Origin of the sequence: Bradyrhizobium sp. sBnM-33 (genome assembly GCF_032917945.1) — a bacterium.
GTDB lineage: Bacteria > Pseudomonadota > Alphaproteobacteria > Rhizobiales > Xanthobacteraceae > Bradyrhizobium.
Window position 1 is genome coordinate 7,502,252 of record NZ_CP136624.1, and the last position, 14,036, is coordinate 7,516,287.

At 60.7% G+C, this 14,036-nt stretch carries 12 protein-coding genes; 6 read left to right on the top strand and 6 right to left on the bottom strand.

All coding sequences use genetic code 11. The features are described from left to right. The first annotated feature begins 2 nt into the window (after positions 1-2). Together RX328_RS35155 and RX328_RS35160 are read left to right on the top strand one after the other, a co-directional pair. The gene (locus RX328_RS35155; protein WP_213257363.1) at positions 3-1,208 is read left to right on the top strand and encodes a phage exclusion protein Lit family protein; all 1,206 of its coding nucleotides are present in this window, start codon (positions 3-5) and stop codon (positions 1,206-1,208) included. A 613-nt stretch (positions 1,209-1,821) separates the two neighbouring features. After that, complete coding sequence (locus tag RX328_RS35160; RefSeq protein ID WP_213257365.1) at positions 1,822-5,037, top strand: alpha/beta fold hydrolase; 3,216 nt, start codon at positions 1,822-1,824, stop codon at positions 5,035-5,037. A gap of 327 nt (positions 5,038-5,364) precedes the next feature. Here RX328_RS35160 and RX328_RS35165 read toward each other — a convergent pair whose 3' ends face one another. Then, entirely contained in the window at positions 5,365-5,787 is a 423-nt protein-coding gene (locus tag RX328_RS35165) for a hypothetical protein (RefSeq protein ID WP_213257367.1), read from the bottom strand. Between the two features lie 247 nt (positions 5,788-6,034). On the opposite strand from RX328_RS35165, the gene RX328_RS35170 reads away from it, so the two are divergent. Further along, the gene (locus RX328_RS35170) at positions 6,035-7,099 is read left to right on the top strand and encodes an IS110 family transposase (RefSeq protein WP_317258565.1); all 1,065 of its coding nucleotides are present in this window, start codon (positions 6,035-6,037) and stop codon (positions 7,097-7,099) included. A 1,510-nt stretch (positions 7,100-8,609) separates the two neighbouring features. Here RX328_RS35170 and RX328_RS35175 read toward each other — a convergent pair. Continuing rightward, positions 8,610-8,954 (bottom strand): thiol-disulfide oxidoreductase DCC family protein, encoded by a 345-nt coding sequence (locus RX328_RS35175; protein ID WP_213257343.1) that lies wholly within the window; start codon positions 8,952-8,954, stop codon positions 8,610-8,612. Between the two features lie 167 nt (positions 8,955-9,121). Here RX328_RS35175 and RX328_RS35180 point away from each other — a divergent pair, with 167 nt between their 5' ends. Both RX328_RS35180 and RX328_RS35185 read left to right on the top strand, forming a co-directional pair. Continuing rightward, entirely contained in the window at positions 9,122-9,358 is a 237-nt protein-coding gene (locus RX328_RS35180; protein WP_213257345.1) for a hypothetical protein, read from the top strand. A gap of 78 nt (positions 9,359-9,436) precedes the next feature. Next, a complete protein-coding gene (locus tag RX328_RS35185) occupies positions 9,437-9,688 on the top strand; it encodes a DUF1488 family protein (protein WP_213257347.1) in 252 nt (83 codons plus the stop codon). A gap of 541 nt (positions 9,689-10,229) precedes the next feature. On the opposite strand, the gene RX328_RS35190 is transcribed toward RX328_RS35185, so the two are convergent. From RX328_RS35190 to RX328_RS43930, 3 genes are all read right to left on the bottom strand, one after another. Continuing rightward, positions 10,230-10,412 carry a hypothetical protein gene (locus RX328_RS35190; RefSeq protein WP_317258566.1) on the bottom strand — a complete coding sequence of 61 codons (183 nt, stop codon included), beginning with the start codon at positions 10,410-10,412 and terminating at the stop codon, positions 10,230-10,232. A gap of 199 nt (positions 10,413-10,611) precedes the next feature. Continuing rightward, positions 10,612-10,914, bottom strand: coding sequence for a hypothetical protein (locus RX328_RS35195; RefSeq protein WP_213257351.1), 303 nt, complete (start codon positions 10,912-10,914; stop codon positions 10,612-10,614). 67 nt (positions 10,915-10,981) lie between these two features. After that, positions 10,982-11,182, bottom strand: a complete 201-nt coding sequence (locus tag RX328_RS43930) for a DNA-directed RNA polymerase subunit alpha C-terminal domain-containing protein (protein ID WP_409410921.1) — start codon at positions 11,180-11,182, stop codon at positions 10,982-10,984. A 646-nt stretch (positions 11,183-11,828) separates the two neighbouring features. On the opposite strand from RX328_RS43930, the gene RX328_RS35200 reads away from it, so the two are divergent. After that, positions 11,829-12,047 carry a hypothetical protein gene (locus RX328_RS35200; RefSeq protein ID WP_213257355.1) on the top strand — a complete coding sequence of 73 codons (219 nt, stop codon included), beginning with the start codon at positions 11,829-11,831 and terminating at the stop codon, positions 12,045-12,047. A 204-nt stretch (positions 12,048-12,251) separates the two neighbouring features. Here the strand turns inward: RX328_RS35200 and RX328_RS35205 are convergent, their stop codons facing one another. Continuing rightward, positions 12,252-13,616, bottom strand: a complete 1,365-nt coding sequence (locus tag RX328_RS35205) for an adenylate/guanylate cyclase domain-containing protein (protein WP_213257357.1) — start codon at positions 13,614-13,616, stop codon at positions 12,252-12,254. Positions 13,617-14,036 lie beyond the last annotated feature (420 nt).

A 14,036-nucleotide genomic window follows, 5' to 3' on the forward strand; every position in this document is an offset into this window, starting at 1 on the left:
GGATGGCCACGGCGCCGGCCAAAGGAGGCGACATGAATGACCTGTCGGCCCTCTACGATCGCGCGACGCTGCAATACTGGGGCAAGCGCTACCAGGCCTCCACCGGGAAGATCCTGGATCAGGTCATTGCGCCGGTTCTGCTATCGGAGGAGCGGCGCGCCCTGGGCCAGGTGCAGATATTCTACCCCTTGCCCGGCGAGGATCCGCGCGCCAGCAGGCCTTTCGGCTACTATAGCGTGAGCGATCCAGGCGGCGGCAAGATCGTTCTTCCTATACTGTCACTCAAATTCCTCGACGATCTCTGCATAGCCTATGCTTGGCTTCAAGTGCACAACTACAGCCTGGAGACGATTTCCGACTACGTCGCAATGCTCAAATACCAAGATCTGCCGAGCTTGCCGCCGGTGCTCCCGACGCTCGGCATCCCCGTCGACGCGCTCAGCGACAAGGAGGTGGCCCAGCTCGCGCTCGGCCACTTCGTCACCGCGCGTACCTTTATCCTGGCGCACGAGCTCGGCCATCTGCGCTTTCACCACGACGGATCGAGCATTTCAAACGAGGAGCAGGCCGACGCCTTCGCGGTCGATGTGATGCAGCGCACCCCGCTGCCGGCGCTCGGCATCATGGTTTTCTTCATGGCGGACGCGCAGATGGAGGACTATCCGCCACAACGAAACGCGACGCATCCCTTGAGTGCCGACCGGCTGCGCGCTCTGGCGGCGCGCCTCTCCGACCGGACGCTCGCGCTCAAGATCGCCACGCTCGGCAAGTTTCTCGCCGAACCGGACATCCAGGCCAGCATCATCGCGGTCGGCAAAGCCACGACCCCCGCCGATCTCGGTCCTCGGCGTCCGGGCGCGCCAGCGACGCTCCGGCAGTCGCCTGGGGCCACCGACCAAGCATTCAATGGCCGTTTCGTCGGGCAGTTCACACAATACTCCGACCCGGATGAGCCGGGCGCGATCGTTGTCACCCTGCGCCGCAGCGGCAACAGCGTAACCGGCGAGTACAGCTTCGGCCTTGGTGCAGGACGGATCTCAAAAGGAATTGTCGACGGCGACACGCTGTACTTCGTCTGGGAATGGGCCACCAGCTATGGCCATGGCGCTCTCCACGCGACCGACGGCGGCGCAGGGTTCGATGGCTATTGGGGATATCAGGAGTCGCGCACCGACGCCGGCCGTTGGACCGCCCATCGTGAGAGGTAACGCCGATAACTAACGCGACGGCAATTGCGAATCGCTCTGCAAAGTGCAGGGTCCCGATTCCCTGGTTGAATTCGCAAACGCGCTATAACCTTCAGCGCGCCGAGCGCCGGCTTGAGAGAAGCACTCCATTCCTGCATTGGAAGTGGCACGCTTTCGTCACACAATGAGTCATCAGTTAGAACTATTGCGGTTGGCTAAGCACTGTGGCCTTGCTCAGTAGCCGGCACGGGATCGAATCTCCTCGCATGCGCCAGCTCCTTGAGGCCAGCTCGGCCTCGCAGAGCGGACCTGCGCGCAGCGCCTTTCATGGTCCGTTGAGGGTCAATCGGGTCGGTTTGGCTATGTCCGAGCCACTTCCGCTTTACCCCTCATAACCGACGTTCGCTGCGAGGATCGGCAGATCCGAAAGGTGCCAGAAGCCGACATTACGCGTGGCTCGCCGGTGGGGTTACTCGGGTAAGACGATGATTGCGATTGCGCTGGCAACTCGAGCCGGCGCCGATCCCAGCTAGTCTATTTCTTTGCCAGTTGGTTGGACCGGGGATGGTGTGCTGTCACAGGCTGCGGTAGGCTCGACCTGCGACTAAACACGACCCTCTTGCGGGAGGTCGATGTGGACATAGCGGATTGGCTGCGCCGCCTCGGGTTGCATCAGTACGAGAGCGTGTTTCGCGACAACGACGTAGACGCGGAGACCCTGCCCAGCTTGACGGCAGAGGATCTGCGTGAACTCGGCATCACATCGCTGGGTCACCGCAAGAAGCTCCTCGCGGCGATCGCCGCACTATCCCCAACACTTGGCAGGCTGGAGGACGATCGCGGGCCGCCGCTAGCGGAGGCTAGCCCTTCGCGACCGTCGATTAAAAATCGCCCCGCCGAGCGCCGTCATCTGACGGTGATGTTCGTCGACCTCGTTGGTTCGACTGCCCTTTCGGTGCGCCTCGATCCCGAGGAGTTGAGGGAGATCCTTGCCGCCTACCACCAGGCGGTCGCAGCGGAGGTGGCCCGTTTCGAGGGATACATCGCCAAGCTCATGGGCGATGGCGTGCTGGTCTATTTCGGCTGGCCGCAGGCGCATGAGGACGAGGCCGAACGTGCGGTGCGCAGCGGGCTTGCTATTGTGGAAGCCGTAGAGGGGTTAGAGAAACGAGCCGGCGCAGCTCTTTCCGCGCGCGTTGGGATTGCGACCGGGCTGGTCGTGGTCGGCGATCTGATCGGGGATGGCGCTGCCCAGGAAGAAGGGGTCGTCGGCGCCACGCCCAACCTCGCCGCGCGTCTGCAGCAGCTCGCAGAACCCGGCGGCGTGGTGATCTCCGAGAGCACACGACGCCTTCTTGGCAGCTGGTTCGCGCTCACCGACCTGGGCCCGCAACAGATCCGGGGGATCGAGTCCCCGGAACTGGCGTTCCGAGTTCTTGGCGAAGCGGCCGCCGAGGATCGGTTCGAGGCCCTGCGACGCGCGGAGGTGGGTCCATTGATCGGCCGCGAACAGGAACTCGCTCTCCTCCTCGATCGCTGGGAGATGGGCAAGGGCGGCGAAGGTCAGGTCGTCGTGTTGTCCGGCGAGGCCGGCATCGGCAAGTCTCGCATTGTCCTTGCGATGCGTGAGCGTATCCGCAACGAACCTCGGTTCCGGATCGGCTATTCCTGCTCGCCGCATCATATGGATAGCGCGCTCTGGCCCGTGTTCGTGCAGCTCCAACGGGCGGCAGGGTATCTGCGTGAAGATGCACCCTCGCTGAAGCTCGAGAAGCTGGAGCAGCTCCTCGACAAAGCGGGCGGGTTCGGCGAGGACGCGACGCCGCTGCTCGCTGACCTGATGGGGCTGCCGCTCCTTGGACGCTACGCAGCGCCCGCTGGCACGCCGCAAGAGAAAAAGGCGCGCGTCTTTGGCATCCTCTTGGCGCAAATGGAGGGGCTCTCACGACAGCGGCCGATGCTGATGGTCCTTGAGGACGCGCATTGGCTCGATCCGACGTCGGCGGAGCTTTTCGAGCGGATGGTGGACAGGATCCGGGTTCTGCCGATACTTCTCGTCACCACATTGCGGCCCGACGTGCCGACGCCTTGGACGAATTTCCCGCATGTTACATTCCTCAGCCTCAATCGCTTCGGGCGGCCAGCATCCCGCGCGCTTATCCAGAGTGCAGCGGGCGGACGGCAGCTTCCGCCCATCGTCATCGAAGCCATCCTCTCCCGCACTGAGGGCGTGCCGCTGTTCGTCGAGGAATTGACGAAAGCGGTCCTCGAATCGGTGATCTGGAAGACAACGGCCGGCGATGACCATCTCGAGCTCGTCGGCCCACTTCCGCCGCTGGCCATTCCGGCGACGCTGCAGGAGTCGCTCATGGCGCGCCTCGACCGCCTGGCTCCGGCACGCGAGGTGGCGCAGATCGCTGCCTGTATCGGCCGGGAGTTCGACGAGGAGATCGTCGGTGCGGTCGCGGGATACCCAAATCTGCAGCAGCTGACGGCGGTGCTCGATCAGCTATGCCGGGCGGGTCTCATCCAACGACGTGGGACGCCGCCTCATCATACGTACAGCTTCAAACACGCGCTCGTCCGCGACGCGGCCTACGCCACCTTGCTTAAGTCACCGCGTCAGCAGCTGCATGCACATATCGCGCAAGCGATCGAGCGGTTGCGGCCGGAGATCGCGGCGGGCCAGCCCGAGATCGTCGCCCATCATTTCATCGAAGGCGGCCTGCTCGACCAAGGGGCAGTCTTTCTTCTGGCCGCCGGTCGGCTGGCAAAGGCGCGGCATGCGGTCAAAGAGGCGATCTCCCACCTTGAAACGTGCCTGCAGCTCACGGCCCGTCCTCGGGACAATGCACCATCGGCCGATCGAGGCACCGAGCGCGAGTGCCTCCTGATGTTGGGTGACTTGGCCGGCGTTGAGGACGATCTCGACAGAGCGAACGACTACTACGAGCGCGCGATGGCGCTCGGCGAGACCGATGCCGACCGCGACCGCGCGCGCAACTGCGTTCACCGCGCCCGGTACGCGGAGCGAGACGGCGCGCGTCTCGTCTTCTACGAGCACGGCAGCGGCGAGCCGCTAATCGTATTCATCAATCCAATTGTCTACGGGCTGTCGACCTTTGAGCCGATTCTCGAGCAGCTTCGCCAGGAATTCTGTGTCATCACGGTTGACTGCCGGGGCGCCGGACGATCCGCACCTCTGGTGCGTCCTTACTCGACGCTCCAACACATGGAGGACCTCCGCGCGATCATCGAGGCCGCCGCTGCCGTCCCGATCGTCGGCGTCGGCATCTCGCGCGGCTCCAACCTGCTGATCCAGCTCGCCCATGCGCACCGTGAACTCGTCGGAAAGATTATGACGGTGGGCACGCCGATGATGGGAGCGCTGCCGGACGGGCGGCCGGTGTTCAACCCAGATTACATGGCGCATCGTCAGGACGCCTACGCTCGGGGCGGCGTTGAGGAATTGATCCGCTTGCAAACTCGGTACGTCTACAGCGAGCCAGATGCAGAAGATTTGCGGCGGATGGCCATCGAGCGCATGTGCAAGTTGCCAACCGAGACGATCCTCAGCTTCTACGATCCGGATCCGGGCATGGACATCGCGCCCCTGCTCGAATCGATCGCTGTTCCGACGCTTGTCGCGCACGGCCGAGAAGACCAGCTCGTCACCAGCGCCGCGAGCGAATTTATCGCGTCCCGCATCCCGGGCGCGCAGCTCTACATGTTTGAAGGCAAGGGGCACAACCCGATGTTCTCGGCCACGGACGAGTTTTGCGATGTGCTTCGCAATTTCATTCGCACGGGACGCGCGGAAAGAACGTCTCGAGGATCGCTGGCAGCTTGAATTAAAAGTCAGGGCAGCTGGCTGTGGCCAAGCGTCAGCTGAGGGCGGCGTGGCCAGCAGAGTTGACCCGTGCACTTAAGGATCGATGCGGCGAGATCGAGACCAATGCGACTAACACTCATGGTGGACCTCCCGGGGGCAGGTCGTCCTGCGGCGAGGATCGAGATTGCCGCGCATCACTGGCATCGTCCAAACGTCACCGAAGCGCAGCAGATGTCTCAATTGGGTCACTTTCGGAAATTTGGCCTCGTAGCAGAGGTGTCCGGTCTGCCCTCAGAAGCGGAAATCGTCAGGTGACAAGGCAGGTCCGAAAAGTGCCAACACCTGTCATTGCTTCATCCCGGGCGCCGATGCTGTGACACCGTATATCCAAATGCCGTCCTCCGCTCCATTCTTGAAGCGTTTCATGACGCGCTGCACCGGCCATAAAATCGTGCCCGTCTTTAGGCGAACGGCAACATTGATCTCGGCGTGAGTGTCATTGTCGTCACCCTGCCACTCGCCACTATTCTGACGACGGATGACCTCGCCAACATAGGCACCGATTGCAAACAGACGTGCACCCAATTGTTGTGACAGAAGTCCACCCGCCTTAGGCTGTCCGTTCTCCGCCTGCTCCTCGAAAAATCGGTCAACTTGCTTAAGGCTTTCCAAGGTGAAATCCGCCTTATAGCCCGACTGCGAAAGCGCTCTTGATATCCACTCGGCCGACGCGAGGGCGTCGCTCACGATTTTTAATTGAGTAGTCATGTTGTTGTGGGTGCTCCGCGACCGGCAGACCCTTGCGGTTCAATAGCCAACGCAGGTGCTGCCACGGCGACCAGAAAAGCCACTGCGCACCACCAAGGTTGGAAACTGTCGAGCCTTCGCATCATTGCATTTTGGACAAGATATCAGTTTTCAGCAACCGACTGTCCGCTAATGGGATGGTCCGGCCGTGCTCCGGCCCTGCCAGCACGAGAAGCTGGCAAGGGGCGCTCAAGACAAGGAGCACGCCATGTCTCAGAAAATCAACGCAGCAATCGCCGTGATCGGCATCGATATTGGCAAAAACTCGCTCCACATCGTGGGGCATGATCACCGCGGTGCCATCGTGCTGCGGCAGAAGTGGTCACGCGGCCAGGTGGAAACGCGGCTCGCCAACCTGCCGCCGTGCTTGATCGGTATGGAGGCCTGCGTAGGCGCCCATCATCTGAGCCGCAAACTCCAGATGCTTGGCCACGACGCCCGCCTGATGCCGGCGAAGTACGTGCGTCCGTATTCGAAGGGACAGAAGAATGACTTCCGAGATGCGGAAGCCATCGCCGAGGCGGTCCAACGCCCGACGATGAAGTTCGTCGCGACCAAGACCGCCGAACAGCTCGCCCTTCAGGCACTGCACCGCGTCCGCTATCGATTGGTCGGTCAGCGTACCGGCGTCATCAATCAGATCCGTGCGTTCCTGCTGGAGCGGGGCATCGCCGTGCGGCAAGGCCTGCATTCCCTGCGGTTCGAGTTGCCGGGCATCTTGGCGACACGCATCGATGTGCTCTCGCCTCGCATGTCGCTCATCATCGAGGGCCTGGTGGAAGACTGGCGCCGGCTGGATCAGCGTATCGAGAGGCTATCTAGCGAGATCGAAACACTAGCCCATCAAGATGAGGCCTGCCGGCGACTGATGACGGTGCCTGGTATTGGCCCGATCATCTCGAGCGCAATGGTGGCCGCGATCGGCGCTGGAGACGTGTTCTCGAAAGGCCGCGACTTCGGCGCCTGGCTTGGACTTGTGCCGAAGCAGACATCGACCGGCGACCGCACGATCCTCGGCAGTATATCAAGGCGCGGCAATCGCTACCTGCGCGCGCTGTTCGTGCAAGCCGCTTGGGTTGTGCTGGTCAAGATCAGGTGTTGGGAGCGCTATGGCCTCAACTTTTGGATCCGAGCCGCCAAGAAACGATTGCATCACAACGTGCTGGCGATTGCGCTCGCTAACAAACTCGCCCGAATTGCCTGGGCGGTCCTCAACAAGGGACGCGCCTTCGCGAGCGTCAAGACGGAGGAGACAGCGTCCCGACCTGCTTGACCCTCGCGCCGTGCGCGGGGCCGTCAAGGCGCAGCCTGGCAGCAGAGAGCAAGACGTCAGGAAAGCACGACGGCCGGCCTTGACGACCCCTTGCGCGCGGCGCGTCTGCGCGCGCAGGCCGGGACGAAGGAACGACCGCCAGGCACGAACAAAGGAACAGCGCGAAGTGAGGAGCTATCGATGACGTAACAACACCCCTTACCCGCCGAGGTCTGCGAGAAGATGAGACGACGATGGAGAATCGGTCTTCCCGACGCATGCGAACACTGGTGACCCAAATGGCCCGGTCGAGGCCTGTCCGCTAACCAGATCACATGCGCGCTGACATCCATGATGGCCCGGAGCACTGCGCTCCAAGCAGAGGCCGGATACATTGATGCAAGACCGCATCTACCGGATCATCGAAATCTTCTTGCACCGCACGGCCGGACCATACATCAGGGTCAGTCGCGACAGTTTGGGGATGTCCGGTCGACTTCCGCTTTCGTCCTGCAAGCGACATCCACACCAAGCCTCGGGATGTCTCAAAGGTGCCAATAGGCGACATGCGCGCTTGCATTTCTTACGACGAGGAGAGCGCCACTGAGAAGGCTATAAGCAAATGTCCCGGACAATGCCGAGGCTTTGAAGATTTCTATTTTTCTGTTGTCGATTAGGAGACTGCGACAAACGGGTTGTTCTCCTTCGTTCGAGGATAGTTGCGTCCTCAATGGCCGCGAAAGCTCTTCACTCCTCGAATAGGTCGGTGCTGATGAGGATGACCGGCTCGGACGAGGCAGGCTCGCAATCGAAAAACGACGCGCATGGTTTGTTACATCTCGTTACGAGTTGCGGCCTTCTTAAGCACGATCATAACGAGATGGCATCGCACGTTTTATGGCAGCAGCGCCGTCTTGAAGTCACCCCGCGGCTGCACCATGTTGGGGTCGTCGATGAGACGCGTAGGACTTATCGACATCACGGTAGGCAACGCGACGCGCCTCGGCGCATCGTAACGTTCCACCACGCGACGCTGCGCGTCGCAACACATCGCTACGCAACGCTTGAGCCGCTGGGGGAAGCCCGGCGGCTCGCGCGCGTTTGGCGCGGACGCTTCCCCTCAATCGCCTGTGGCTCCGAGACGCCTACCGCAGCCAGCCGGAGGCTGAAACCGAGGAGATCTGACAACGAGGGCGCGAGCTAGTCCTGCGCCGTCCGGTCGGTCGGTTCACGTCGGCGGGCCTTACTTCGATGAGTGCAAATCGCCTTGAAGCCAGCGTCCAAGGCCCTTGGACTTCATGGGGTCTTCAAACGCGGCAAAGCTCGTAAGTACCTGATTGCAGACAGCGCATTCAAACGTTTGCAAGTCGACGCCCCGGGCGCGTGCTGGCGCGATGCTAACGAGCATCATCTGGGCCTTGCACTTCGGACAGGCGGGGCGCTCAATTGCAGCGAATGGAATGACGGACGAGAGGCATTGAGATTGGGGCATGATGCTTCCCTCGAACAGGCGGGAGCGCAACACTCTCTGTCACCGGTAATGCCTGGGAGGCGGAGCGGTGATTGTCGGAGTATACGCCTCCAGGGATCTCAAACGCGAGTTAATTCGCGGATATTGGAAGGAAGCTTGGCCGCTCGCCAAGAAGGCAAAGGAATCCGGGTGATCAGGATCGATGCCGAGCTGCTCAGCGAGCGGACGTCCCTCGGCCAACTGGATCGGAACGAAGCGAAAATAGGCGCGGCGATCACGTTTGCTCACGAAGCGGCAGCCGCGCGAGCATAGGACGCATACGCCGTCGAACAGGATCAGGCCGTGCGGAGAGTTGATGCCGCCAGGACTTTCTGGGTCAACGACGATTGACTGCTCCGCCTGCATGGAACAAGCAAACACCCGCGGGACGGCCGGCGCAACAGGGGTGGTCGCCCCTTAGAGCCTGTCTCGAAATGGCTGCCGACCTCACTGATGACCGGGTCCCAGCTTGAGCTTGAGCGGTAACAGCACCACCTCCGAGAGGTCGATATCTCCGAAGCCGGAGAACCTTGATGGAGGAGATGCCGCGTAAATCCGCAGCCGAACTTGAGGCCGAGTGCCTTCGGCTTCTGGCGATGGATCCGCACACGCGAGGCATTAAGCGCGTCGAGATAATTCGCATGTACCCTAAAGGAACGGGGCCGAATTGGACCTACGGCGCGCTTGATCCGATGCCGACGCGCGCGGGCGTGGCCATTGCCCAAACGCTTATCGCGTCGGTCTATGGAAGATGGGCGCTGGCAGATTAATGCTCATGCAGTCCTCGCTTGTAGGGGGCCGGAAAAACCACCATATGTTAGTCTCACCCCCGTCTGAGGACCATTCTCATGGTTGTTGCTGGCGGCGATTACGTCCATTTCGTTGTGGAGTACGGCGGCAAAATCGAAAAGTGCCGGGTAACGGCGACTGCCCTTCTGAACAGAGAGCGTATGAGCAGAAAGGACGCAGGCTATGCACAGCTCATCGCTACCTTTGTAAGGCACCGAGCCGAGATCGAACATCTCGCTCTCGCGAAGTTGCAGCGGGAGGGGCACTCTGACCGCGGTGTTGTAGTGACCACTGAGGATCTGAACCCTTGATGCAGGTTGGCTGTTCGACGTCCTCGTTTGCGCAAGCGACAACGTGGCCATTAGCTGTTGAGCGGCTATGACGTGAAAACGGAGAACCCGTATGGACGTTTGGAGTGCTTGTCGGTCATTTGCCTTCCGCAATCCTCAGCCTGCCGGCGTTCGTTAGTCGAAGTCCGCCCGACAATTCCTGTATGTACCCTAGTTGGATCAATCGGACTTTGTGTTCGGCTGGGATTGTGTGGTGCATCAAATCCTTAGCGCAGTCCCGCAACGAGACGAATTCTTCGTGGGTCAATGGCGCAGACAAATCGGGGTTCATTTTCTAAATATGCGCCTCCGGCTGCGCTGCCGTTCAAGCCAGTCATCCTGCCACAATCAAACTGACCTACTACCGGGCTTTCCGTCCGGACGTTTGACAAGTTCGAATGAGGGAACGTGGGGCTTTTCCACCACGACTCTGGCGCAGCCCCGCAGGCCGTGCAGACCGCGTTACCCGTATGCGGTACCGATGGCGAACTGAGCAGCGTCGAGTTGGGGATCATTCCATTTCTTAGAACTCATTTAGTTTTCCCTGCCAGCCCTCGGAATGTTTGGCGATCCACTCGGCGGCTTGTTGTTCGGTGGCGAAACCCTTGACTACTTCCGTCTCGCCATCGGGCCAAAGAACATCGACCACCCAGCCAAATCCGGGATTACCTTTTCGCGCCACGAAAGCGGGTCGGTATTCGGACATCTCGGGAATATGCGCCTACGGCGCGCCGGTTCAAGCCGGTCGTCCGACAACAATCAAACCACCGGACGCGCAGTAGCCAAGCCCTCACGAGCGGCTTTAGCAGGTGCACTATTGCCATCGACCGCAGGTTGCGGTCGGTCTGGTATTCGCGGCGTCAGCTGGCCGCTTCTGGATCTCGCAAGAGCGCCAGGGGGTGATCTCATGGTTTGAATTTATCGTTTTCCGCCGCGATATCGTCGTCGGGAGCCTCTTCGGCGGCCACCAATTCCTGGGCAAGGCCGCGCCGAAAATCACGCTCCGCTGTTTCCATCAGCCCGGCCACCAAATCTTCCGGCACTCCGTCGATCGCAGCATCTTGATAGACTTCGGCGTCGACTGAATAAGTGAAGCCAGTTGCCGGGATGCCCTCGACGAAAATGCGAACCTTCCAACCGTTTAACGTTGGGATCGCGCGAACTTCGTAGACCTTGCCGCCGTGTTCGAAGGTCGTAGCCTTATGCATCGCACTCTCCAACTGCCATGGCGGGCCCCGCGCAAACGCACAAAACTATCCGGCGCGGAATGTCAAATCAGCAAATCAGGCGGGCTTTTTTGCCCAAGGATCTAACCCCGTCGGTCGACGGCAGTCCCAATTTCCTGCGTAGATCAGAGAGCGAGCCCTTTCCAAAATCCGGAAGGCTGATCAGTGTCTCGTCCGATATCTCGCGCACCTCGCCAACGGTTTTCAGGTCGGCTGCTCGGAGGGGCGGGAGCGCAACACTCTCTGTCACCGGTAATGCCTGGAAGGCGGAGCGGTGATTGTTTGATTATGCGCCGCCAGGGCCCAAACGCGAGTTAATTCGCCGATATGTGGAAGGAAAGGTCGGCACCCGCCCGCCGGTTCGCGCCCGAAGATTTCTTAATTAGCCGCGCGGCCGGCCTGCACCGCCCGGCATCACCTGGACGATGGAAGGTGAGAGCTGGCGCCCAACTCCGCCGCAGCCGGGTCCTTGCCCTGCTCTTCTAGCGTGGGATCGCGGTCCGGCTTCTGCCCCGTCGCGATATCCACGATGGATTTGGCGTCATTGGGCGTCCTAGCTGGACGGGCAATGAATCGATATCGAGGAACCCAAGCGGAGTTCCAGTTCTCGATAGTTGCACCGCACACGGCGCATTCCAAAGCTGCTGATCTCGCGCTCCTCTACAATGTGCTCGCTTCGGTCGTAAACCGCGCCGCATTTACAAGTGCGATGATTGGATTCTGACATGCCCCCAATATGCGCTTCGGACTGTCCGGTTCGAGTTAACAATCCTGCCATAATCAAACTGACCCCACCCGCGTGGGGTTGATCCTTGGGGCGGTCCAATCGCGTACCGCCCTATTTTCATGTGTGCTAACCTAGTTGGGTAGCAAAATGGTAGCAGGAAAAGCAGATCATGACTGACGATCAGGTCAATCTCGTCGTTCAGCACCTTTGCGAGCAATTGCACTTGGCGCTCCGATTGAAGGGCCGCGAGGCACATCCACCAAACGCCAAGGATATTGGATTCGATCCTGCCTCTGTAAGAACTGTATTGCTGACCGGGTTGCGTTCGGCGGGTGTCACGATCCACCACGAGGCAGCCGGGGCGAGCGAAGAGCCGCCGTGGTCCTAAACGCAAAACGCGGGACAGAAGCCCCGCGCCAATGTCTCAGTTGGGTCAATCGCGTCGATTTAGCGATGTCCGAGCCACTTCCGATTTACACCTCATAGCCGACGTTCACTGCGAGGATCAGCAGGTCCGAAAGGTGCCACAACCGGACTCTGTTCGCTGACTGGCTGTCTAGTGACTACCTCCGTCTATAACGCGGAGAGTCGGTTAACTAGCGGTGAGCGGAACGTTGTAGGTGACGACCGGCTGGGTGAGACCCTTCAATGCGAGAGCGCCAACTTGTTCAGTCGCTACGCTTCCGTTGAGCGCCACGTTTACGCGCTTACTGAGCAGAATTTGGCCGTCCTTGGCCTCGCCGCAGAGCCGTGCCGCGACATTGCACACTGTGCCTATCGCAGTGTATCCGGAGCGCTCGGAATATCCGATCTGGCCCAAGGTCGCGTAACCCTGTGCGATGCCAGCACCAAAGCCCAACTCGCGACCCCGCTCGCGCCACGCGGCGATCAGCGTCGACACAGCCTCGCGCATCGCGACGGCCATCTTGACCGCACGTTCGGCCGGGTCGGGGACAGGCACGGGGTCGTTGAAGAACACCATGATCCCATCGCCCGAGAATTGGTCGAGCGTCCCCTCGAACTGGCTGATTAGACGCCCCAGCTCGCCGTGATACTCGCGCAGGAAATCCAAAACCTCCTCGGGCTCGGCGGTCTCGGTGAAGGCGGTGTAGCCGCGAAGATCGCAGAATACGACAACGATCTCACGGCGGTGACTCTCCAGGATCCTTTCATTGCCTTGCGAGACGATCATTTCGGCAAGCTGTGGCGCAAGGAACCGCTTCAGCCGCCCAACCCGGCCCAGCTCCTCAACCTGCTCCTTGACCCGCGCTTCCAGGTCGCGATTCCAGCCGGCGATCTCCTCGTTGCGCTCGCGTAATTCGTTCAATAGCCTGGCATTCTCGATCGCGATCACCGCCTGGTCGGCGAAGGTCTTCAGAAGCTCCTCCTGGGCCTTAGCGACAGGTCCGGCCTCGGCCCAACCCACCACGATGACGCCGAGCACATCGCGATCGCGCATTATCGGCATTCCCAGCATGCGACGCCAACCCATGGCCCGGGGAAACCGCTGATCGTAGTCTGGATCGGCAAGCGCATCGGCGAGCCGGACCACTGATTGATTAAGCAGTACGCGTCCGGATACCTGAGAATGATCGGGCCGCATCGGGTAGGTCGCTCGAAGCATATCGACGTAGCTCGGCCCGACGTTGTGACTGGCGACGAAATGGATGAGGTCTCCATCAAAGCGGAACACGTTCGCGAACAAACTGCCGCAAAGCGCGACGGCGCGGCGCACGATCATCTCGAATACCGGCTGCGGATCGGCCGGCACGGCGCTGATCAGGCGGAGAATCTCCGCGGTAGCCGTCTGCTGCTCAAGCGCCTCTTTCAGTTCGCTAGCGAGAGCGCCTACCTGATTCTGTAGGTCGGCGATGGATGCGGCGGCGATGGATACTTTGTGAGCCCTAGTCGCGCGCCGACCTTCGACCGGTTGTTTGCGTCCACCGCGTTTTCGCATTTCGCTCCCTCGGGTGGGTCAGGACAAGGACGGGGGTTAATCTTATGCAAATGCTCAGTTTCGCGCCATGGAAGGAAGTCCGCTCCGGAGCACTGGACCGCGGTAGAGGCCAATGTCCTCTCTGGGTCGACTTCGTTGTAAAAGTCTTTTTGGGGTGACGAACGAAAATTTTCAGGGGCGCTGACGCGTGTTGCACGTGGCGACGTGAGGGAACCACGTCGTTCCTCGGAAAAACGACCACGGACCTGGCGTAGCGGCGTGATGTGGCTTCGCAACGTTACAGCTCTCTGAAAATCACCTTTCGCGAGATTTTCGGGATCGTTCGATTTTCGACTTTTGCAACAAAATCGGTCATTTTCGGACTTCGGCGCTCTCCTAAACGATTTCCGATTTACTCCGAGGAACGGACATTCATCTCTC

Excerpts from the sequence above, each read along its gene's own strand:
- RX328_RS35195 (WP_213257351.1), bottom strand. The coding sequence starts at position 10,914 with ATGCATAAGGCTACGACCTTCGAACACGGCGGCAAGGTCTACGAAGTT.
- RX328_RS35170 (WP_317258565.1), top strand. The coding sequence starts at position 6,035 with ATGTCTCAGAAAATCAACGCAGCAATCGCCGTGATCGGCATCGATATT.
- RX328_RS35165 (WP_213257367.1), bottom strand. The coding sequence starts at position 5,787 with ATGACTACTCAATTAAAAATCGTGAGCGACGCCCTCGCGTCGGCCGAG.
- RX328_RS35175 (WP_213257343.1), bottom strand. The coding sequence starts at position 8,954 with ATGCAGGCGGAGCAGTCAATCGTCGTTGACCCAGAAAGTCCTGGCGGC.
- RX328_RS35185 (WP_213257347.1), top strand. The coding sequence starts at position 9,437 with ATGGTTGTTGCTGGCGGCGATTACGTCCATTTCGTTGTGGAGTACGGC.
- RX328_RS35200 (WP_213257355.1), top strand. The coding sequence starts at position 11,829 with ATGACTGACGATCAGGTCAATCTCGTCGTTCAGCACCTTTGCGAGCAA.
- RX328_RS35155 (WP_213257363.1), top strand. The coding sequence starts at position 3 with ATGGCCACGGCGCCGGCCAAAGGAGGCGACATGAATGACCTGTCGGCC.
- RX328_RS35190 (WP_317258566.1), bottom strand. The coding sequence starts at position 10,412 with ATGTCCGAATACCGACCCGCTTTCGTGGCGCGAAAAGGTAATCCCGGA.
- RX328_RS35180 (WP_213257345.1), top strand. The coding sequence starts at position 9,122 with ATGGAGGAGATGCCGCGTAAATCCGCAGCCGAACTTGAGGCCGAGTGC.
- RX328_RS35205 (WP_213257357.1), bottom strand. The coding sequence starts at position 13,616 with ATGCGAAAACGCGGTGGACGCAAACAACCGGTCGAAGGTCGGCGCGCG.